We start from the raw sequence: 22,346 nt of genomic DNA on the forward strand, positions 1-22,346 counted from the left end.
AGTTGAACAGTATGGCGTATATACCTAGCTGTTATCCTACTTTTGCCACGATTGGTACAAATTTCGCCTAGCGTAGGATAGCAGTGTGCTTCCATCTAACGAAGCCGGTGCTATTGTTCTGTTTTCCTACCCTCTCTCCCTGTTTGCCATGTCACTCGTCTCTTTCTTTGCTCGCCATGCCCGCCTCGGTGCGCTGGGCTTACTGCTGCCCCTGGCAGGTTCCACGGCCTTTCGCTCGCCCCAACAAACCAAACAAGCCAAACAACCCGATCCGCAGGTGATTGCGCAGTTCGGTCTGCTCAATAATCCAGCCTTGCAGAAGTTTATTGATGTGAAAGGGCAGCAGATGGCCGCCGTATCCAACCGCGCCGATTACGGCTACAACTTCACCATCGTCGATTCGCCTGTTATCAACGCCTTTGCCGCGCCCGATGGCAACGTGTACTTCACCCGCGGCATTATGGCGCACTTCAACAACGAGGCGCAGTTTGCCGGGGTGCTGGGCCACGAGATTGGGCACATCACGGCCAAGCACGGGCAGAAGCAGCAAACGCGCTCTACCCTGGCCACAGGGGCACTGCTACTGGGGTCCATCTTTTCGAGCCGCATAGCGCAGCTTGCCCAGCCGTTGTCGCAGGGGGTAGGGCTGCTGTTCCTGAAGTATGGCCGCGACGATGAGCGCGAGGCCGATAAGCTGGGTGTGGCCTACAGCACCAAAATCGGCTACGACGCCAGCAACATGGCCGATTTCTTTCAGACTCTGCAACGCGAGCAGGCCGCCAGCGGGGCCGATGCCGTACCGGATTTCCTGTCGTCGCACCCCAACTCTGCCGACCGCTACACCACCGTGAAGCAACTGGCAGCCAATGCCAAACGGCAAACCGGCGGCCGCGCCCTCACCGTCAACCGCAACTCCTACCTGCGCTTGATTGAAGGGCTGCCTTATGGCGAAGACCCGCGCCAGGGCTTCGTGGAAGGCGGCGTGTTCTACCACCCCGATCTGAAGTTCCGCTTCCCGATTCCTAGTGGCTGGAAGTCGGAGAACTCGCCTTCGCAGTTCCAGATGGCCGAGCCCAACGGCAAAGCTGTACAAATCCTGACCACGGCTGGCAACGGCACCCTTGAGGCCGCCGCCCAAAGCCTAGCCGAGCAGCTGAAGTTGCAGTCGCCGCAGGCTTCGCGCACCACCATCAACGGCTTTCCGGCGGTGGCTATCCAAGGGAGCCAGGTAGGGCAAGACCAGCAAACCGGCCGGCAGAGCATCACGGCCAGCACGCTTTCCTACGTGATTCAGGATGGCAAAATATTGTATGCCTTCATTGGTTTGTGCGCGCCCAACACGCTCGATACCTACGGCCCCAGCTTTCAGCGCACCGCCCAGGGTTTTGCCCGCCTCACCGAGGCCAGTAAGCTGAACCGTCAGTCGGAGAAAATCCGCATCAAGACCGCCAAAGCCGGCCAGACGCTCGCGCAGGCTTTCGCGGCCAATGGTATTCCCAGCAAACGCTACGAGGAACTAGCCATTCTGAACGGCATGAAAACCACGGATAAGCTCAGCGCGGGCACGCTCTATAAGGTGGTAGGCAAGTAGGACCGAACCCTGCCTGTCCCAAGTGGCCCCCGGCACGCCGAAATGGTAGTTTCAGTGTGCCGGGGGCTTTATATATCCGTAGAAAAGGCATGACGACCAATTTTGCCTGATGCGGTTCTTTCTTTACCTCTTCTTTCATGCATTTTTTTAAACGGATTGCCGGCTACCTGTTGGCCGTGGTGGGTACGTTGGCCCTGGTAGTTACCCTGCTTTCGCTATTCAACGCATCGGTGTGGTGGCTACAGGTGCTCGATTTTTTTCGGTTTCAGACCTTGATTCTGCACGCGCTGGTGTTGCTGGGACTGGTGCTGCTGGGCTGGCAACGCCACCGCACAGCGCGCCTGCTGCTGCTAGTAGGCACGGGGGTAGGGCTGGCGTTGCAGGCGCATTTGCTACTGCCGTATTCCCCGCTGGCTACCCAGCCTGTGCCCGATGCCACGCCCGCCCAGGCCAGCAATCCGGCGGGCCGCCTGCGCCTGCTTGAAATCAACGTGTACATGAGAAACCGCAAGGCCGCGCCGCTGCTCCAGTTGGTGCGCGACGTGCAGCCCGACGTGCTGCTGGCTGTAGAAACCGACACGTGGTGGGTGCAAGCCCTGCGCCCCCTGCAACCGCAGTACCCCTACCGCTTAGAGCTGCCCCGCGACAATACCTACGGCCTGGTGCTGTACTCGCGCCTGCCGCTGGTAGACCCACAGGAGCACATTCTGCAACAGAAAAACGTGCCCTCCATCCGTACCGGCCTGCGCCTGCCCAACGGCCGCGTGGTTACGTTCTACGGTGTGCATCCTACCCCGCCCTTCCCCGACAACTACCCCAACAGTGTAGGCATGAAGGACGTAGCCCTACGCAAAGTAGGCCGCATGGTGAAGCAGGAAACCCGCCCCGCCCTCGTGTGCGGCGACTTCAACGACGTGTCCTGGTCGCACACCACGCGCATGTTTGAGGCCGATGGCGAGCTGTATAACGTGAGCCTGGGGCGCGGTCTGTTCAACACCTTCGATGCCCACTGGTTTCCCATTCGCTGGCCCCTCGACCATCTATTTGTCACCAAACAATTTCGGCTAGTAGAGCTGAAACGCCTGCCCAGCGTCGACTCCGACCATTTTCCCCTGTATGCGGAATTGGTGCTGGTAGACTAAACTTAGAAGCCCACCACTATCCCCCGCCGCAACGGGTAAAGGTGTTGCTACCCAGTGCTGTCTACGCCCACGCCCGTCGCAAAAAGCGCAGCCAGTTGCCGTGCAGCACATTTTCGATGTCCTGATCGGAGTAGCCGCGCTTGGCTAGCAAGTTGGGTAGGCGTTGCAGATCGGCAATGGTTTCGAGGTCGTAGGGGCACTGCTCGCGGCCGAAAGCGCCGTCTAGGTCGGAGCCGATGCCCACGTGCAGGGTGTTGCCGGCCAGTTGGCAGATGTGGTCCAGGTGGTCGACTACCACCGCCAGGTTGCAGCCCATACCTACCGGCGTCGACTCGCCCCGTACCCAGCCGGGCACCATCATCCAAGCGTCTAGGGCGCCGCCAATCACGGCCCCGCGGGCTATTAGGGCCTTAAGTTGCTCGTCGCTATACTGGCGGTTGTGGTTGACCAGGGCGCGGCAGTTGTTGTGGCTGGCCCACACCGGCCCGTTGAAGTGGTCGAGAGCTTCCCAGAAACTGTCGTCGCACAGGTGCGTGGCATCCAGAATAATGTTGAGGCGCTCCATCTCGCGCAGCAAGGCGTGGCCGTTTGGTCCCATGTGGCCGGTGGCGTCGGTGCCCTGGGCGTAGCGGCCGGGGCCGTAGTGGGCCGGCCCCACAGCCCGCAAGCCAGAGCGGTGAGCCTGTTCCAGATAGTCCACCGTTATCAGCGAGTCGGCGCCTTCCAGGCTCAAGATGTAGCCGATGGGCTTGGTTTCGGCGGGCATACTATCGTCTGCCCACAGGGTTAGGTGTTGCTCCAGGGTAGGGAGGTCGTGCACCTGCACCATTTCGCCGGCGGCTTCCATGGCTTGGTACCACGCCAGCTGGCCTTGGGTTTGGGCCCAAGCCTGGGCCGGCGAGTGCCAACCGGGCAGCGGGTTGTCGGGCGCCACGAAGCGGGCAATTTGGGTGGCTACCACCAGCCCAATGTGTCCCCGGCGCAGCTCGGGCAGGCTCACCACGGCGTTGCCCCGGTCGGGCTTGTCGGTGAGGCCGGCTTCGCGGGCGTTGAGGGCGGGCACGGGCTGGGTCAGGTCCCGATTCCATTCCAGCGCGTTCATGCTCAAATCCAGGTGCGCGTCGACTATCAGCATAAGCTATACGGTAAGAGTCCGGCCGCGCGCGACGGTTTGCCACGTCGCAACCGGTTGGTGATGTTGAATGACGACGGCCTGCTCGTAGAGCGCCACCGTGGGGCAAATGTGGTGGGGCAGGCCGTAGAGCAGGTCGCCTACCCGGTATGGATGTCCGGGGCCGGCTTCCAGCACGAGGTGTTCTTCGCTGTGCCCGATAGGCCGTAATTCGGGGGCGTTTAGGAAGGTCACACGTTTGTCCAACGTGTTTTCCGAGGCAATGGCCTTGTGCCCCAAATCCACGCACAGAGTGGTAGGGGTAGGCAACGACACCACTCGCGTAAGCACCAGGGCCGCCGGCTCAAACGGTTGCTCCACAAACGCCTGGCCGTAGCCACCGTCCCAGTAAATGAACGTGCCAGGGCTGCACTCCACCACCAGCCGCGCCGCGTGGATGGGGTAGGTAGGCGTGCCGCCCGCCACCACAATGGGATGAAATCCAGAAGACTGCAATTGCTTTATCAACTCCTCCACCGGCGCAAACGCCGCGTGACAGCGCGCCGTGCGCTCAGCCAGATCCGGTTCGTGAATGTGGCCGTCGTAAGCGTGCAGCCCGGCCACGTGGAGGTGGGGTAGGGCGGCGCACTGCTGGTACAGCGCAAACGCCGCAGCCGGCGCAATGCCTGAGCGGTTCATGCCCACGTTCAAATCCAGAAAAACTGTAACGGTTACGCCACTGGCGGCGGCCAGCTCATCGAGGTAGCGCGCGGTTTCGTACTGATCTACCAAACAGGAAAACCGGGTGTGCGGGTAGCGTTGTACCAGGTGAAGAAAGCGCTGGGCTTTAGGCCCCACGGGCTGGTAGGCCAGCAGCACATCGGGGGCGTGGCAGCCGGCCAGCATCTCGGCTTCGGCAATAGTGGCGCACTTGAATTTGTGGATGCCGGCGGACATCATCAGCCGTGTGGCTTCCGCACTCTTATGCGTTTTTATGTGCGGCCGCAGCCGGGCTACGTCGTCAATACTCGCCGTGAGCTGGGCCAGATTGCGTTGTACCCTATCCAGGTACACCACTAGGGTAGGCGTATCCAGCTGGTCGGGGTTGTTGAGGCGGAACCAATCTTCTGGCATAATAGGGAGAGGTAGGGGAAGCAAGTTGGGTGGGGTAAGATGATTACGCCAGCTCAAACAGCGCTTCAATCTCCACCGGAATGTTATCCGGAAGCGAGCCGAAACCCACGGCGCTGCGCACACCTACGCCGTTTTCGGGTCCCCACACCTGCGCAAACAACTCGCTGCACCCGTTGATGATGTAGGGATGTCGCTCGAAATCGGAGGTGCAATTCACCATGCCCAGCACCTTGATCACGCGCTTCACCTTATCCAGGCTGCCCAGGTGGGTAGCGATGGTGGAGAGAATGGTGAGCCCTACCTGCCGGGCAGCCAGCTTGCCCTGCTCCATATCCAGGGCGTCGCCGATGCGGCCGATAATTAGGCTCTTATCATCCTGCACCGGGCCGTGGCCGGATACGTAGAGGTACTTGCCGTCGATGAGGTAGGGCTTGTACACACCCAGGGGGGTAGGGGCGGGTGGCAGGTTCAGGCCCGTGGCGGCAAAGTTTTCGGAAGGAGTGGACATGGTAGAAGAATTGAGTTTTACGTGTTGAATTTTGAGTGGCATTTAAGTGGAATGGCTGACGGTAGTTTGAGTCAACCTGAACGGTGTAGAGACGCATATTTGCGTCTTATCGTCCGCGCCGCATGGCCGATGTCGTTCAACGACGAGACGCAAGTATGCGTCTCTACACCGTTCACTAGTTATATAAGATAACCAACAGACGTAGTTGTCGCTACACCAGCGCATCCAGCACCAGCACACCTACCAGGCCCAGGCCGCCCACCAGGGCTTCCATCACGGACCAGGAGCGAAGCGTGTCTTTCACGCTCACGTTGAAATATTCCTTGAATAGCCAGAAGCCCGAGTCGTTGACATGCGAGAACATCAGGCTGCCCGCGCCCACGGCCAGCACCATCAGGTTGGGGTTGGTGTGCGTCTGCACCAGCAAAGGGGCGATGAGGCCGGCGGTAGTGAGGCCCGCCACGGTGGCCGAGCCCACACAGGCCCGAATGATGGCCGCCATCAGCCAGCCCAGTACCAGCGGGGGTAGGGCCACGTGCTGGAGCTGCTCGGCAATGGCCAGGCTAGCGCCGCTGTCGGTGAGTACCTGCTTGAGCGCCCCCGAGGCTCCAATGATGAGCAGAATCATGCTGATATCCTTCACGGCGTCGCCGTAAATGCCCATAATCTGCGGCATGCTACGGCCCTGTTTCAGCCCCAGTGAGTAGGTGGCGTAGGCCACGGCCAGCAGCATCACCACCGACGGCTGCCCCAGCAGGGCCATCAGGCGCTGGAAGGGTAGGCCCGTCAGAAAAGGATAAACGGCGGCCAGCATCAGCAGCAGTACCGGCAGCAACGCCGTGAAAAAGCTGTTGGCCGTACCGGGTGGGTTGGCGGCGGGCGTGGTAGCGGCAAACGCCTGCAAGGGCTGGGCTACAATGCTCTTGAGCGTGCGGGCAAACAGCGGCCCAGCAATGATGATAGTAGGGATGGCCACAGCCAGGCCGTAGACCAGCGTCAGGCCCATATTCGCCTCAAACTGCACCACCAAGGCCGTAGGCGAGGGGTGGGGGGGTAGGAAACCGTGCGTGACCGACAGGGCCGCCAACATAGGTAGCCCGATGTAGATAGTAGGTAGTTTGTACTGATACGCCACCGAAAAAATGAGCGGTACCAGCAGCACAAACCCAATGCCGTAGAACAGCGGAATGCCAATCACGAAGCCGGCCACCACCATAGCCCACTGAATGTAGCGCGGCCCGAAGGCGCGCATCAGGGCGGCGGCCAGCTTTTCGGCGGCTCCGCTTTCAGCCAGCAGCTTGCCCAGCATGGCCCCGAAACACAGGATAATCACCAACGACCCCAGCGTATCGCCAATACCTTTCTCAATGGACTTCGGAATATCGGTCAGCGGCATGCCCAGCACCACCCCGGCGACTACGGAAATTAGCAGAAAGGCCGAAAACGCGTTGATTTTACCAACTGCTATCAGCAAGACGAGGCCTACAATGCAGAGCAGAACAAGAGCGAGGGTCATGAGATTTTAGTTTACGTACAGCTCATCTACCAGCAGCCAGGCCTTGCCGCCCGCCCCGTACTCCCCGGCCGGAATAGTGCCCTGGTTGAGGGCCGTAACTCGGACGTAACGCCCCGCCACCGGGGCAATGGTGGCGCGCACCGGGTTGATGCCGTTTGCGGGAAACTGCGTGTGCCGGTACACCTCGCGGTAGTGCACGCCATCGGTGGAAACGGCGAAGACCAGGGCGGTGGGCGGCCACATTTTTTGCCAGTGATAGTTGAGCACGTGGGTGCCCAAGGTACGAATCTGCTGCACATCGCCCAGATCGAGCGTGGCTACTAGGTCGGTGCCGCTGAAGCCGTACCACTGCCCTTCGTTGTAGCGGGGGCTGCCCGCCACCCCATTCACCAGTCCCCATAGCGGGCGGCCCTGGTGGTAGCTGCCCGCCACCGGGTAGGCCAGCACGACGGGCTTGCCGGTGGACAGGCCCAGGGTGAACTCCCGTCGGTAGAGGGGCTGTACTTGGGTAGCTCCCTCAAACACAGCGGCCTGCACCACGCAGCTCCGGTCGATGGACAGCGGCACTTGGTACACCGGGCTTTGCGGGGTAGGCGCGCTGCCATCGGTGGTGAAGTGAATAACGCCGTTGGGTGCGGTGGCGCGCAGTTGCAGCATGGGTAGGCCTGCGGGACTAGCCCACAGCGAATCGGTCAGCCAGTCGTAGGTGCGGGAAGGCACCACGCCTTGTGCGCGCAGCACGGCGTCGTGGGTGCGCACGCGTTGCAGAAAGGCAGGGTAGTTGCGCCCGCCTGGCGGCGACCACGCTATTTCGGCCAGAGCCAATAGGCGCGGAAACACCATGTACTCCAGCTTGCCGGCCGTAGGCATGTACTCGGTCCAGACGTTGGCTTGCACGCCCCGCACGTGGCGGGCCTGGGCGGGCGTGAGTTCGGCGGGCACCGGCTCGTAGCGGTAGAGCTGCTGCAAGGGCGTGTAGCCGCCGGCCGCCAGCGAGTCGGTGGGGTAGAGGGTTTGGAAATAGTCGAAGTAGACCTGTTTTTCGGGCGTCATCACTACGTCGTGGCCCAGGCGCGCCGCCTCAATGCCGCCCTGTTCGCCGGTCCAGCTCATCACCGTGGCCGCGGGGGGTAGGCCGCCCTCCAGGATTTCGTCCCAGCCCAGTAGCCGCTTATGCAGCGTAGCCAAGTGCTTGCTGATGCGCCGCACGAAGTAGCTCTGCAACTCCCGCTCGTCGCGCAGGTGCTCCTCTTGGATGCGGCGCTGACACTTGGGGCAAACTTTCCAGCGGGTTTTGGGACATTCGTCGCCGCCAATGTGCAGGTACTGACCTGGAAACAGCGCCGCTACTTCATCCAGCACATCAGTCAGAAAGGTGAACGTGTCCTCATTGCCGGCGCAGTATACATCCTCAAACACGCCCCAAAAAGTAGCTGTGTGGTAGGGGCCACCCGTGCAGCCCAACTCTGGGTAGGCCGCCAGTGCCGCCGAGGCGTGGCCCGGCATTTCAATTTCGGGGATGATGGTGATGTGGCGCTGGGCGGCGTAGCGCACCAGTTCCCGCACCTCCTCCTGGGAGTAGTAGCCGCCGTAGCGCTGCCCATCGAAGCGGTGGGGTAGGTCGCGCTTGTGCCCAATCAGGGTTTCGTCGCGGTAGGCAGCCACGGTTTGCAGGCGCGGGTATTTTTTAATTTCGATGCGCCAGCCCTGGTCATCGGTCAGGTGCCAATGAAAGGTGTTGATTTTGTAGAACGCCAGTACATCGAGCCACTTTTTAATAGTGTCTACCGGAAACATATGCCGGCTCACATCCAGGTGCATGCCGCGGTAGGGAAAGCGCGGGTAGTCGGTGATGGTGCAGCCGGGCAGCGATACGCGGTCAGCCTTACCGGACGGCACCAGCTGGCTTAGCGTCTGCAAGCCGTAGAACACGCCCGCCTCGTCGTGGCCGGTCACTGTCACGCGGCGTTGGTCGATGGTGAGCGTGTACCCTTCGGACTGCGGCACGGCCGTGCTGTCCAATTGCAGCACTAGCACATCGGTACGCCGCTTCGTGGGCTTTAGCTCTAAGACCATCCCGCTGACTTGGCGCACGTATTGCCGAAAGCGGGTAGCCGGCCCGGCCGATAGGCCAGGGCCTACCCGCAACGCTGTGTGCCGGCTAAGGGTGAACACCTGCCCGGTGGTAGTGGCCTGCACCGGCTGCGGAAGCAGGGGCAATTCCGTGGTCTGCGCCTGGCTTGTGGGTAGCAGCCCTACCCACCCTAGCACCACCAGCAGTGGCAACATCCAGAGGCGGTAGGAAAAGGAAAGCAAGTGCAGCAAAATGGGGCGTTTAGGAAATACAGATAGGGGAGAGACACCCAAAGAGAGTCACCGTTGCGCTTAAGGCCAGAATGTACCGCGCAGCGCTGCTTCGCAACCAGGCGCAAGAAGTGTAAAGGGGCAGCCGGGTTGCGAAGCAGCGCTGCGCGGTACATGCTACTAGTTCACCAGCTTAGTGTCGCCCTCCACGGCTACCCCGGTCTGCTCGGCCACAGCTTTGTACTCAATAGCGCCTTTGGTGGATTTTAGGGTGCCGGTGAAGCGGCCGTCGGGTCCTACTTTCACCCAGTCAGAATATTTCCATGGGTCGGCGTAGAGGGTTTCCACGCGGCCACGGTAGGCGCGATAGGCAAAACGGGCGCGCGTCACCTGCTTGCCTTTGTAGTTGTAGAGACGGCCACTCAGGGCAGTGCCGGCAGTGCCGGGTTTGGCGGCGCCGGTTTCCACGGTCACGGCCTCGGCCATGGCGGGCGCTACGTGGTCGAGTTTGATGACTACGGCGTTAGGCCAGCGGTGGTCGTCGTAGATGCGCTGGGCCTTCACCACCGATACCTCCAGGCCGTTGGTGGTCTGCTTGTAGCGGGTGCCCACGTCGAGGTTCGGCTTGTACTCCATAATCTGGCTGTTCTGGCCCAGCACGCTTACCACGGTATTGGGTTGCGCCTTCACCGAATGCAGCGTAAGGGTGCGCCGCTCGCCTTCCTTCCAGTCGGCCACGTCCGTTACGATGGCATACAGGGCGTCGCCCTTGGCCGTGAACAGCACGTTGTTTTCCTTGTTCACCACCCAGGCCCGGGTGCTGTCGATGGCCTCGTGATTGAGGAAGTACCAAGCGGCCATTTCGCGCAGGCGGTCTTCCTGCTCCTGGGGTAGGGCGCCGTTGGGTTTTGGCCCCACGTTTAGCAGTAGGGAGCCGCCCTTGGAACGGGCTTCCACCAATAAGTCAATCAACTGCGTGCCCGACTTATACCGCTCATTGGTAGGCTGATACTGCCACGCCGTGCCAATGGTAATAGGCGATAGCCAGGGCTGCGTAATCGGTGTGCCGGGTAGGGTTTGCTCCGGCGTTTTGATGGCCCCGCGCGTGATGAGCAGGTTGGGCTGCAAGCGCCAGCAGGTTTCCTTCACCACTTCCTTGGGCTCGCCGTCGATAAAGAACACGTCGATTTTGCCGTAGTTGGTCATCAACTCCTCGCACTGCCGACGGTTGTAGTCTTCGTATTTCTTGGTGAGGGCCGCATCCATCTTCACGTTGTCGCGGGTGATAGGCAAGTGGTTGGCGTGCAGGAAGTAGAAATCCTCTGGCGAAAAGTAGAAGCCCACGTCCAGCCCCGCGGCGCGGGTGGCCGTCACAAACTCCTTCAGCAGGTCCTTCTTATAAGGCGTTTTGGTAATATTGAAATCCGTGGTTTTGGTGTCCCACATGCAAAAGCCGGCGTGGTGCTTCGTGGTGAATACAATGTACTTCATGCCCGCCAGCTTGGCCAGCACCGCTATCTGGTAGGGATCGAACTGGCTGGGGTTGAAGGTCTTGGGTAACTCATTAAAGAACCGGTCAGCGTACTCATCCGAAGCGCCTACCAGCGAGTGGCTGATAACTACACCCAGCTGCGCATCCACGCTGAAGTGGATGAACAAACCAGCGGCGGTATTCTTCAGCCACTGCTCGCGCTCAGGCTTATTAAGGTTGTAACTGCTTTTCTCGTCGTCGTTCACCACGTCGTTCTGGGCCAGCGCGGCGTGGCCGCCGAGGAGTAGGAGTAAACAGATACTTAGTATTCTATTCATGCTGAAAGCGTAAGGTTCTATTGATCGGCTTGATGGTTACCCCACCCCCCGGCCCCCTCCCCTCCGGGAGAGGGGGAGCCAGACGGTTTAGCCGTTAGCCTCGTTCAACAGAAGCTATCAGCCATCAGCTATCAGCTAGTCGCTAACAGACCAATCGTCAGGCTCCCCCTCTCCCGGAGGGGAGGGGGCCGGGGGGTGGGGTGAACCGTCTACTTATCCCAATACACCCGCGTGAGCAACGTATTAGGGCCCTGGCGGGCAATGGCCGCGTTGTAGGCCGCCGTATTCAGGTTTTGCTCAGACACTGGGTACAGGAACCGACGCGGAAACTGGCCGCCGGTAGCATTGCCGGGGTAGTTGTTGGGCGTGAGGGCGGGGTAGCCCGTGCGCCGATAGCTGGCAAAGGCCTCCTGCGCATCCGGGAAAATGCTCACCCAAAACTGCGTGTAAATCTGCTGCATCTGCTCCTCAAAGCTGCCCGCCATGAGCTGGTTGTTGTTCACATACGCCGTAATCCGTTGGGCTGAAAGGGCGCCGTCGGTGGGGCTGATGATGGCCCACTGCCGCAGGGCCGCCCGCACGCCGTTGCTGTACAGGGTAGGGGCTGCCCCGCTCGACCATCCCCGCAGGGCGGCTTCGGTTTGTAGGAAATACGACTCAGCCGCCGTGAAAACCAGGCGGGGCGAGTTTAGGAGCAAGACCGTTTTGGGATTCGGTTCGCTCAGTTGGGCAAAGTTGGCGGGTTTGGCGCTCAGGTTGGCCGGCATGCCCTGCTGCTTGGCAAAGGCCGTGTCGGTCTGGTTGGGCGTGCCCCCGGTATACACCACCGAAATGATGCCCAGGCGCGGGTCGCGGGTTTGCTTGAGGTAGTCGATAAACACCTTCTGGTACTTGCCGCCCTCCTGGTTGCTGCTGCCGTTGGCGGCAATGTAGTCGTTGATGAGCAAGTTGTACGCCAGCGGGTTCTGGTTGATAATCTGTCCACTAGCCAGGTAGTTGACCTTCGCAATGTCGGCGTCTTCGGTAATCACGCCGCCAGCCAGAGCCTTGGTAGCCCAGGTTTGAGCGGCGGCCACATCTACTTTGGTCAGGCGCATGCCCAGGCGCAGCATTAGGGAGTAGGCAAACTTTTTCCACTGGGCTGTATTGCCATTGTAAAGCAGGTCGGCGGCGCCGAAGGTCGGCTTGGCGGGGTCCAGGCTCGTGGCGGCTTCGTCCAGTTCCTTCAGCATATCGGCGTATATGTCCTTCTGCGGGTCGTAGGCAGGAGTATACTGCGCATCGGTGTAGCCCTGGTTGGCCTGGAAGTAAGGCACATCGCCATACACATCAGTGAGGCGGCTGTAGCAGTACACCCGCCAGATGCGCGCCGCGGCCAGCATGTTTACCTTGGCGGGGTCGTCCTTCACAGCGTTGATGACCAGGTTTATTTCGTTCAGCGCATTGGGGTAGGCGGTGCTAAAGGCCGCCGACGACGAGTTTACTTGGCTGGCAATGTACTTGGAGCCAAACCCGGCCACGTCGTTGAAGCTGGTGGTGTACTGCATGGTGCCCAGCAGCAGGTACAGCATGTTGGCTACCCCGTCGTACTGCGCCTTGGTGAAGACGTACTCCGGGGTGATGGTACCCACAGCATTGGGGTTGGTGTTGATTTCCTCGAAATCCTTGGTACACGCGGTCAGCGTCAGCACACCAACCCCGACCAGTAGAACACACTTAAGGAAAAATCTATGCATCGTTGTGGGGGCTGAGAGTTAGAATTTCACGGACAGGTTCAGGCCGTACGAGCGGGTGCGGGGTAGGCCAATGGACTCCAAACCCTGGTAGTTGCTGTTGCTGAAGCTCTGCTCCGGGTCGAAGTTGGTGTGCTTCATCAGAATCAGCAGGTTGCGCGCCACGAAAGCAATAGTGGCCGATTGCAGCTTGAAGCTGCTGATCTGAAACGCCGGCAGGTTGTAGGCCAGAATCACCTGGCGCAGCTTGATAAAGCCGCCATCGTGCAGGAATAGCTCCGAGTAGTTCTTGTAGTTGTCGTAGTAGGCGCGCAGGCCGCTCACCGGCACCAGGCGGGAATAGGCGTCGCCGGTGCTCGTTACGCCGGTCAGCTGCAACCCATTTTCGCGGCCCGGTAGCGTCGATTTCAGCAGACCCAAGCGGGTTTCATACACCTCACTGATAGAGAAGACTTTGTTACCAAACTTGCCATCGAGCAACACGTTCAGCGACAAGCGCTTGTAGCGAAAATCGTTGCTGAAGCCCATGGTCAGCGGGGCCACGCTCTTGCCCAGCGGTTGCAGGGCGGTAGCCACCGGGTAGCCGCTGGCCGCGTCGAACACGGTGTTGCCGTTTTCGTCCTTCTGAATGCGGGTGCCTACAATCTCGAAGGCCGATTGCCCTACCGTGTTATTGATGTAGGCCCAGTTACCCACCGTCGAGGCCAGGTTGATGGAGTTGATGCCCTCCACCAGCTGCAATACCTTGTTGTCGTTGTAGGCCAGGTTGTAGCTGGTGTTCCACGAAAAATTAGCCGTCCGAATAGGTGTACCGCTCACCAGGGCTTCAATGCCGCGGTTGCGCACTTTGCCCGCATTCAGATACACGCTGTTGTAGCCCGAGGTAGGACTGATCGTGGTATTTACGATATCGTTGTCCGTCAGGCGGTTGTAATACGTCAGGTCGAGGCTGAGGCGGTTGTCCAGCAGCTGGGCTTCCAAACCGCCCTCCGTGGTAGTCGACAGCACCGGGCCCAGGTTGGCGTTGGTGATGCCCGCCAGGCCGGAGCCGGGCACGTTGCTACTCACGTTTTGCAACGGCCTACCCGAGCTGGGCACGTTGCTGTACGTCAGGTTCACGGCGTAGGGCTCGGGCGCGCCCTGCCCCACCTGGGCGTAGGCGCCGCGCAGCTTCACCAGGTTCACGGCGCGCGGCATGTCCACCACATCCGACACGATAAAGCTGCCGTTGATGCTGGGGTAGAACTTGCTGTTGTTGCTGGGGCTGAGCGTAGAATACCAGTCGTTGCGGCCAGTCACGGTCAGGAAAAACAAGCTTTTGTAGTTGAAATCGGCAGAGCCAAACACCGAGTTCACATCCTGGCGCTGAGCCAGGGCGAGTGTGGTACCCGAAGCCAGGTTGTTGTAGCTGTAGAAAAACGGAATGGTGAAGCCCGTGCCCGCCTGGTCCAGCTCGTTAAGCGACGAGCGCCGCTTGTTGGCCCCAGCCAGAAACGACAGCCCTACCTCCTTAATCTGCTTGTTATAGGTAAGGGTAGCCAATGCGTTGGTTTCGCTCACATCCGATTTGATGCCCGCGTATTGCCCCGTAAGCGCATAAAGTGTGCCCGTGGGCGTGATGTTGCGGTAGTTGTAATCGTAGTGGTCCTGGCTCACGGTGCCCTTCAGCACCAGGTTTTTCGCCAGCTCGTAGCTCAGCGAGGCCTGCCCGATAAAGCGGTTTTTGCGGTCGTCCTGCTGGAATTTGTTGACTACGAAATAGCCGTTGGTGGCCACGCTGGCGTCGTTCCACACGGTTTCGTAGCCATTCGCATCATAGCCTGGCTTCAGCCAGCGCACGTCGGCACTATTGGCAATCATGTAGGGCGACCAGTTGGGGTTCGCCAGGGCGTCGCCGGCACTAGGGCGTTTGTTCGCCGTTTCGATGTTATACTGGGCTAAGGCCTCGTAGCTCAGCCGCGGGCTCAACTTGCCGCTCAGGTTCAAATTGCCGGTTTTGCGGTTGTAGGTGCTGCCTGGCAGCAAGCCCTCGCTGTCCAGATTCGACAGCGAAAAGCGGTAGGCAATACCCTCATTACCACCTGATAAGGCCAGCGTGTTGGTAAAGGTGCGCCCCAGCTGGTAGAAATGCTTGAGGTTATCCTTCTGCGCCACGTAGGGGTGGGTCTGGCCGTCCACGCCCACGTAGTCAGTGGAGCCATCGAGCCGCGCGCCCCACGACCGGCGCCCCGTCGATTGGGCGGCGGCCAGGGTAGTCGGCTTCACGCCCCCGTCGCCCTGCCCATACTCGTACTGAAACTCAGGAATAACGGAAATGGATTCGATGGTAGAGGTCGAATTGAATTCCACCCCGATACCCTTCTGCGCCCTACCTTTTTTAGTGGTGATCAGGATAACGCCGTTGCCGCCGCGCGAGCCGTATAGGGCCGCCGCGGTACCGCCCTTCAGCACCGTAATCGACTCAATATCATCGGGGTTGATGCTGGCAATACCGTCGCCGCGGTCCACGTTGGTGCCCCCGCCGTTGGCGGTAGGCGCCTGCCCCGGCACCGAGTTGTCCATGGGCATACCGTTCAGCACGTACAGCGGCTGGTTGTTGGCAGACCCAGACAACGAACCGTTGCCGCGAATAATCACGCGGCTGGAGCCGCCCGGCCCCGTGGAAAGTCCCGCCACGTTCACGCCCGCTACCTTGCCGGTCAGGGCGTTGGCCACGTTGTTTTCGCGGGCTTGCACCAGGTCTTCACCCTTCACTTCGGCCACAGCGTAGCCCAAATCGCGCTTTTGCTTGGCAATGCCCAGTGCCGTCACCACCACTTCGTCCAGGGTCTGGTCGCTCTTGGCGAGCTTGATGGTGAGGGGAGCCGCGCGATTTGTCACCGTCACTTCCATTTTGGCGTACCCAATAAAGGACGCCACCAGCACCACGGGTTGGCCCTGGGAGGCAGGAGGGAGCTTCAGCTCAAAGTTGCCTTCGGCATCGGTACCGGTGCCAATTTGCGTGCCTTTCACCACCACCGTGGCGCCCGGCACACCCGAGCCATCCTCCAGCACCACCTTGCCTTTTACTACCTCGTCGGCGAGTTGGGTGTTGGTTGAGGAGTAGATAACATACTGCTTGGCACCAATGCGCTTGAACTGCAAATGCGCCGCAACCAGTAGCTGGGCGAGGCTATTTTCTGCGGTTTGTTTTGAACTGCCAAGGTCCGCAACATCCGCTGCCACTACATATTTATCATCCAGTAGGCCCTGTTGGAAAGCCACCTGAATCTGATAGCGGGACTTCAGCTCGTCGATAGCCTCCCGCAACGGCTTTTTTGCGGTTTCGGCGGGGTATTGCGCCTGCTGATCATAGGACGATTTTTGAGGTCTTGTGTGTGCCGCAAACGCCACTTGCGCGTGGGTAGGAACACTCTTCAATAAAACGACCAGCAATGGAACGCACCACTTACCGGAACCCGTAGAGTCAAGTTTTCTCATGCAGTTAAATTGAAAGAGTTAGTGAACAATTATTTGTTTTCCATTTTGGTAGATGTTCACGTGTAAGGAGGTTGAAATAATTTCTAATAAGGGCGCTACCCCTGTAACCTGTATTTCTCCTTCGATTTTTAACTGCTTAATGGCGTTATCTGCGTATTTAATTTGGTAGCCATAAGAATCCTCTAACGTCTGTAAAATATCTACTAACCTAGCATTGGTAAAAACAAATTGACGTTTCGACCATGTAGTTAGTTTTTCGGGATGAGCTAACTTTTGTTTAGCCGTAATGGTGTGGGCAGCATATTCTACATAGTCGCCTGGTGCTAAAACCAGCGAGGTAGGTGCAGTTGCTGCTGTATCGGTTAATTTAATTTTACCCGATACTAATCCCACATCAACTTTTTTGCGACGGTTGTGCACATTGAATGTAGTTCCTAGTACCTCAATGGATAAATCGTAGCAATGCACTACAAAACGTTCGGTGGGCTTAATGTGCGCAGGGTCCGTATTGAGGTGTACTACTCGAAAAAAGCCTTCTCCTTGCAGCCATACTTCGCGGCTGTTTTTCCCCCAGCCCCGCTGGTAAGTCAGCACCGAGTTGCCGTTTAGTAGTACGCTCGTGCCGTCGGGCAGCACCACGGTTTTCAGCTCGCCAAACGCCGTTTGAAAACGCTGTTCCTGGTTGTACCAAAGCGCAAAAGAGCCCAAGCCCACGGGTAGGGCCACGGCCGCGGCGCGCAGCACCCTCGCCAAGCGACGTCTGGGCAGGGGTAGGGGAAGCTGCCGGGTAGGGCGGGCTACTGGTCCTATCTCTGCCGCAATGCGCTGCCAGACAGCTGCTTGCCGTGCCTGGTTGGAAAATGTGTCCTGCGTCCGGTAAGCGCGAATAACGCTGGTTGCCTCCGTCATGGCCACCTGTACAGCTGGGTAGCGCTCTGCTACCTGCTGCCAGAAGTAGGTAGACTCGGCTGTGGGACGAAGCACCGCAGCAACGAAGTCATCGTCTGCCAACAGGTCGGTTGTGGTGAAGGAAGCGTATTTGGCAAAATCCATAGAAGCGCACGAACTGTACACTTCCTATAGACTTGGGGGGTACTGAATTATCCCTCCCCCAAAAGAAAAAATAAAAAAACATAACGATGGCGTAACGACAATAGAATTTATTTGCCAAACAAATTGAATATCAACGCATTATATGTTGTAAGGAAGCGCTAGATTACCAGCCGCGTGAAAGCACTCAAACTGTGGCGTTACTTGTTCAAGGCCACTTCCATGCTATGCAACGCTTTGTAAAGGAGTTTGTAGGCTGAGGATACCGTTATACCCATGATATCGGCAATTTCTTGATAATCAAAATCTTCATAAAAACGAAGAAAAATAATTTCTTGCTGCCGGGGCGGAAGCTTAGTAAGAAAAAAATTAACCTTAGTTCGTAGCTCTTTTTCTTCTTCTCCTACTATTATGTATTGATCGAAAGAAATTTCAAACGGTATTGAACTGTCATCGGAAAGCTCAACAAAGCGGGATTGATTTTGCGCTTTTCGAAGTAAGATATTACGTAAGGATTTGTATAAATAGTTTTTGACTGATACAGGAGTGCTTAGGTTTTGTCTATTGGTCCATAAACTAATAAATAAATCTTGTATAGCATCCTCAATTAGAGTAACATTCTTAGTGAATTTATAGCCATAGTTATTTAATAGAGTAAAATGTTGATCATACAAAGCAGTGTAAGCGCTCCAGTCACCTTGCTTGAAAAGATTCCATAACACCAATACTTCTTCAGTTGAAGGCATGAGAAATTAGTAGAATCAGAAATAAAGTTTGCGCGATGAATGGAGCCGTATGATACAGTAGAGCCTACTATGCCAACTCATAAATACTATTTAATTCAGTAACTCTTTAATACTGATTAACTTTTTTTAATAAAAAACAAATCGTAATAGGATTTTATATATTTTTATATAATATTTTTTATAAAATTCGTAATGAACGTGGAACGCTATGGTTGTGGTGCTGTGAGACATTTCTTTTTAAAGCGAAAGTCCTGAACGGTACAGCTAACGGTGACACAGAAACTACCAAGTGGCAGCGTAGCGTCGTGCAATGGCCATGTGTAGTACCGATGCATCTACCGTATCTTTGAAGCTTCTCCCGGCGCGCCATCACCCTCTTCGCGCCGGGTCAAAGAAGTATGAGCTTATTCGATTCGGCGGCGAAACCTGTGCGGGCGGCCGTGGTGCACGTGTTTGCCACCGGCCCCTACCAGCCCGGCAACGGGCACGGGCTGCTGCACGTGGGCCTGCTGCCGCTGGTGCCCGATGCCCAGGTGCAAGCGTGGTTGTTGAACCCCGAGCGGGAGCATTCGGCGGCCGTGTTTCAGGCCTGCCGCATCAGCAACGAAAAGGCTGCCGAAGCGCCTACCTGGCTGGAAAGCAAAGCGGAGGTGCAAGCCGCTTTCGCACAGTTCGATGCCCTGCTGATCTTGGACCGCGCTGGGCAACCCTCACCCGAGCGCCTGTGGCTGGAACAAGTGGTGCTGGCCGACATGCCGAAAGCGCCCATCTGCGTGGCTCTGGACGAATTGCTGGCGTTTTTCCTACCTCACGAGGTGCTCGATGACGCCGATGACCTCAAGGAAAAGCTTCTCGCCGACAAAGCCTGGCGCGAGCGGCTTGGCTACGAAAAAAGCCTACCTCAATTGCCCTTCGTGCTGCACGCCATGCGCCGAAGCGTGCGTTGGGTACTGGCTAGTCTATTGCGTGTGCAGGGCGCCGGCAGCGGCTCCTGGCTGCCCGCTTACGCCTTGCTGCACAGCATTGTAGTTGATGCCACGCGCCGGCCGGTGGCCCTGCGCGGCTTCCGGCTGCTGCGCGCCCTAGCCCAGCAACCCGACTGCTGCGACGATACTCTAGCTCCCACCGAAACCACCCGCGAAGCCACCCAGCGCCGGTTGCCGAAGCCCGCGCCCTTCCCCGAGCGCCCCCAGGCCCAGCAGGCGCAACAGCTGCTACTAGAGTGGCTAGCCCGTTGGCGCGACCAGCCCGACGATGCCACTACGCCCGGCCTGGGCATCAACCAAGTGCTTAAGGAGGAACACGTAATCGAAGCCTTTGCCGATCTGCGCAAGCAGGTAGGCGCCGACGAGCTGAAAGTACGTGAGCCCCAGCTGCGCTACGCCCGCTTCGTGGCGCGGGCCATTGCAGGCGAAGAAGGGCCGTATGCCCTGGAAGCCGGCACCGGCACCGGCAAAACCTTTGGCTACCTGGTGCCCGCGTTGGAATACCTGCGCATCGCGCCGGGCGCGGCTGTGATTGTAGCTACCTCCACCAAAAACCTCCAGGAGCAGATGCAGCACGGCGAGCTGCCCGCTCTGCTGCGCCAGCCCGATGGCAAACGCGTGCCCCGCTACGCCGCCATTCGCACCGCCATGCTGAAGGGCAAAAATTGCTACCTCTGCGCCGAGGCGTTGGGTAGGAACTTCGAGGCCAGCTTCGAGCGCACCGCCGACTGGGCCGAGCGGCTGGCGTGGCTGTACCTGGCCTTGCGTCTGCGCGACACCCACGGCGAGGTAGAAAACATTGCGCCCCAGGTAGCCGACCGCCTCGGCGGGGCGTTGTTCGGGCTGTTGCGCCGCGTGACGGCCGACCGCGCCTGCCGCCACGGCAAGCTGCCCGACCGCACCGCCTGCGTGTACCCCGCCCACCGCAAGCGCGCCGAGGAGGCCAACCTCATCATTGTGAACCACCACAAGCTGGCGCTTCTACCCCCGCAGTTGCTGGAACGCGCCAAGGTGTGCATTGTGGACGAAGCCGACCGTTTCCCCGACAACTTCCGCTCGGCGCTGGCCCGCACCTTCAATGCCCGTGAGTTGGTGGAGGAAATCGTGGAGCCGCTGCTGGGTGGCCCCAGCGCCGTGCCGCGCCGGCTGGAAGAAGCTGCTCCAACGGAAAAAGAGCGCACGCGCCGTCCGCCCGAAGGCCTGCTGCGCGAGCTGGATGCCCGTTTCAGCGACGAAGAGTACGCCCTTTGGAGCAAAATTCCACTCGACGAGCGCCCCGGCGCCATTGATGCTGAGCAGCGCGCCTACGAAGCCTGGGACGAAGCCCGTCTGCATGACCTCGTGAACCACGCCGCCCTGCTGCACCAGGTAGCCGAGGCCATGCACGACACGCCCGCCGCTGCCGATGCCCTCCATACGGCCCACTTGGCCTCAGCGGCCGCCGCTGCTGCTGCTGATCCGTTGCGCCGCCGGCGGGCGTTGCGCACGGTGCGGCAGGCCGTAGAAGCCGTACGTGAGCCGTTGCTAGTGAGTCGGAATGCGTTGCAGGAGATAGGGCAGCACTTTTTGCCAGCCGGACGAGAAGCGGTACGGCTGCCGTTTCCGTTAGGCGAAACGCACTGGCAGGACGAGGTATGGGTGCGCCCAGCCTACGGGGGTAGAGGCGGGCGCATGGCCCTGGCCGAGCCGCTGCAAGCTGCGCTTCGGCCGCTGCTGGCTCCCCTCACGGCTGCCGCCCGCGAGCTGGGCCTCATTGCCCGGCAGCTCGGCACGGCCCTCAACCTGTGCAATGCCGTGGACATGGACGAGGAAGAATCCGACTCGCCGCCCGACCACGACGAGCGCCTGCGCCTGCGCACCGTGCGCCTGGTCGATACGGCACTGGGTCAGGTGGAAGTACTCACGCGCCTGCTAGGGGAGTTTCCGTGTCGGGGCTTCGTGCCGGTGCTGGAGCGCACCCGCGACCACGACGAGCTGGGCTGGAACCTCATCCGCAAGCCCTACGACCTCTGGCCCTACCTCACCACCCACGACCCTACCTCCCTGGCCGTGTTGGAGCAGTTGGAAGATGAGCCCGCCGCCACCTTTGCCGAGCGCCAGGCCGTGGCCCGGCAAGCCGCTGGCCGCTTGGCCAACGAGCCCGCCACGCCGCTGTTCGACTTGTTCCGAACAGTCATCTTCACCTCGGCCACGCTGTATGTGGAGAATAAGCTCGACTACTTCCGCCGACAGCTAGACCAGCGGGTGCCGTTTGTGGCCGAGGAGCGCATTGCGTCGGTATTCGATTTCAAGGATGAGGAACGCGAGCCGGTGCTGGGCAGCATTCCGGCCTACCTGCCGCCGTTTCGGGCGGGGCTGACACCGGCGGCGCTGGAAAACTGGCGCGTGGCGCAACTGCGCACGTTGCTGCCGCTGCTGGTGGCGCTGGAAGGCCGCACGCTGGTGCTGTTCACCTCCGTGGAAGACCTGCGCTTTGCCGCTGACTGGCTGGCTGGACCGCTGGCTGCGCACGATATCGAGCTGATTTGTCAGCGTGGGGCCAGCCAGTGGGAAATCCGGCGGTTTCGGCGGGTGGCGCAGTCGGTGCTGCTGGGGGTAGACCGCATGTGGACGGGTGTGGACTTCGCCGGGCCTACCCTCTCGCAGGTGATTGTGTGGCGCCTGCCGTTCCCCTCGCTCGGCGACGTACTTATCAGCCACCGCAAGCGCTACGAGGCCGACGACGTGTTCTGGAATCAGTTCTACCGTCCCGCTGCCCGCCTGAAGCTGCGCCAGGGTTTCGGCCGCCTCGTGCGCCGCGAGAAGGACCGGGGTGCCTTCGTCATCCTCGACGCCCGCGTGGCCGCTACTTTCTACGCCGACGTGCTGGAGGAACTGGAAATCCCCCTCACCCCCGACCCACATGCCCACGCCCTACTCACGCGCACCACCGGCCCGTTGCTGCACCTGCTCAAGCTCGGCACTGAGTTCCAACGCCGCGGCCTGAGCCTGGAGAAGCTGTTGGGGTTGCTGGGAGGGTAGGGGAAGGGAAAGGTTGGGGTAGGGGCGGCTTGCAGCCGCCCGTCGCAAGTACAAGGTAGGAATAGAAAAATACCTGTCATCCTGAGCGGAGCGAAGGACCTTATGCCCGCAGAACGACACGCATACGCCCGTTCTGCGGGCATAAGGTCCTTCGCTCCGCTCAGGATGACAAACGACTCATATAAACTATTATCTCTCACCTTCCTACCTTGTCT

General features: G+C 59.5%; 13 protein-coding genes. 3 read left to right on the plus strand and 10 right to left on the minus strand.

Annotated features, from left to right (window positions below):
• The first annotated feature begins 148 nt into the window (after positions 1-148).
• Together J4D97_RS01850 and J4D97_RS01855 are read left to right on the plus strand one after the other, a co-directional pair.
• Positions 149-1,591, plus strand: a complete 1,443-nt coding sequence (locus tag J4D97_RS01850; RefSeq protein ID WP_208306120.1) for a M48 family metalloprotease — start codon at positions 149-151, stop codon at positions 1,589-1,591.
• 137 nt (positions 1,592-1,728) lie between these two features.
• Positions 1,729-2,733, plus strand: coding sequence for an endonuclease/exonuclease/phosphatase family protein (locus tag J4D97_RS01855; RefSeq protein ID WP_208306121.1), 1,005 nt, complete (start codon positions 1,729-1,731; stop codon positions 2,731-2,733).
• 61 nt (positions 2,734-2,794) lie between these two features.
• On the opposite strand, the gene J4D97_RS01860 is transcribed toward J4D97_RS01855, so the two are convergent.
• The 10 genes from J4D97_RS01860 to J4D97_RS01905 all read right to left on the minus strand — a co-directional run bounded on the left by J4D97_RS01860 (position 2,795) and on the right by J4D97_RS01905 (position 18,124).
• Positions 2,795-3,868, minus strand: a complete 1,074-nt coding sequence (locus J4D97_RS01860; protein WP_208306122.1) for a dipeptidase — start codon at positions 3,866-3,868, stop codon at positions 2,795-2,797.
• A 3-nt stretch (positions 3,869-3,871) separates the two neighbouring features.
• The gene (locus J4D97_RS01865) at positions 3,872-4,978 is read right to left on the minus strand and encodes a D-TA family PLP-dependent enzyme (protein WP_208306123.1); all 1,107 of its coding nucleotides are present in this window, start codon (positions 4,976-4,978) and stop codon (positions 3,872-3,874) included.
• 43 nt (positions 4,979-5,021) lie between these two features.
• On the minus strand, positions 5,022-5,486 hold the full coding sequence (locus J4D97_RS01870) for a RidA family protein (RefSeq protein ID WP_185283354.1): 465 nt from the start codon (positions 5,484-5,486) through the stop codon (positions 5,022-5,024).
• A 211-nt stretch (positions 5,487-5,697) separates the two neighbouring features.
• The gene (locus J4D97_RS01875) at positions 5,698-7,002 is read right to left on the minus strand and encodes a gluconate:H+ symporter (RefSeq protein ID WP_208306124.1); all 1,305 of its coding nucleotides are present in this window, start codon (positions 7,000-7,002) and stop codon (positions 5,698-5,700) included.
• Positions 7,003-7,008: 6 nt separating this feature from the next.
• On the minus strand, positions 7,009-9,318 hold the full coding sequence (locus J4D97_RS01880) for a glycoside hydrolase family 20 protein (protein ID WP_208306125.1): 2,310 nt from the start codon (positions 9,316-9,318) through the stop codon (positions 7,009-7,011).
• 168 nt (positions 9,319-9,486) lie between these two features.
• Positions 9,487-11,115: an alpha-L-fucosidase gene (locus tag J4D97_RS01885; protein ID WP_208306126.1), complete on the minus strand. Its 1,629-nt coding sequence runs from the start codon at positions 11,113-11,115 to the stop codon at positions 9,487-9,489.
• A 209-nt stretch (positions 11,116-11,324) separates the two neighbouring features.
• Positions 11,325-12,806: a SusD/RagB family nutrient-binding outer membrane lipoprotein gene (locus J4D97_RS01890; RefSeq protein WP_347879314.1), complete on the minus strand. Its 1,482-nt coding sequence runs from the start codon at positions 12,804-12,806 to the stop codon at positions 11,325-11,327.
• Between the two features lie 63 nt (positions 12,807-12,869).
• Complete coding sequence (locus J4D97_RS01895) at positions 12,870-16,328, minus strand: SusC/RagA family TonB-linked outer membrane protein (RefSeq protein ID WP_208306128.1); 3,459 nt, start codon at positions 16,326-16,328, stop codon at positions 12,870-12,872.
• An 18-nt stretch (positions 16,329-16,346) separates the two neighbouring features.
• Positions 16,347-17,381, minus strand: a complete 1,035-nt coding sequence (locus J4D97_RS01900; protein ID WP_208306129.1) for a FecR family protein — start codon at positions 17,379-17,381, stop codon at positions 16,347-16,349.
• A gap of 197 nt (positions 17,382-17,578) precedes the next feature.
• Entirely contained in the window at positions 17,579-18,124 is a 546-nt protein-coding gene (locus J4D97_RS01905) for an RNA polymerase sigma factor (RefSeq protein WP_208306130.1), read from the minus strand.
• A 398-nt stretch (positions 18,125-18,522) separates the two neighbouring features.
• On the opposite strand from J4D97_RS01905, the gene J4D97_RS01910 reads away from it, so the two are divergent.
• Positions 18,523-22,131 carry an ATP-dependent DNA helicase gene (locus tag J4D97_RS01910; protein WP_208306131.1) on the plus strand — a complete coding sequence of 1,203 codons (3,609 nt, stop codon included), beginning with the start codon at positions 18,523-18,525 and terminating at the stop codon, positions 22,129-22,131.
• Positions 22,132-22,346 lie beyond the last annotated feature (215 nt).

This window comes from Hymenobacter defluvii, from assembly GCF_017589435.1.
GTDB classification, from domain to species: Bacteria; Bacteroidota; Bacteroidia; order Cytophagales; family Hymenobacteraceae; genus Hymenobacter; species Hymenobacter profundi.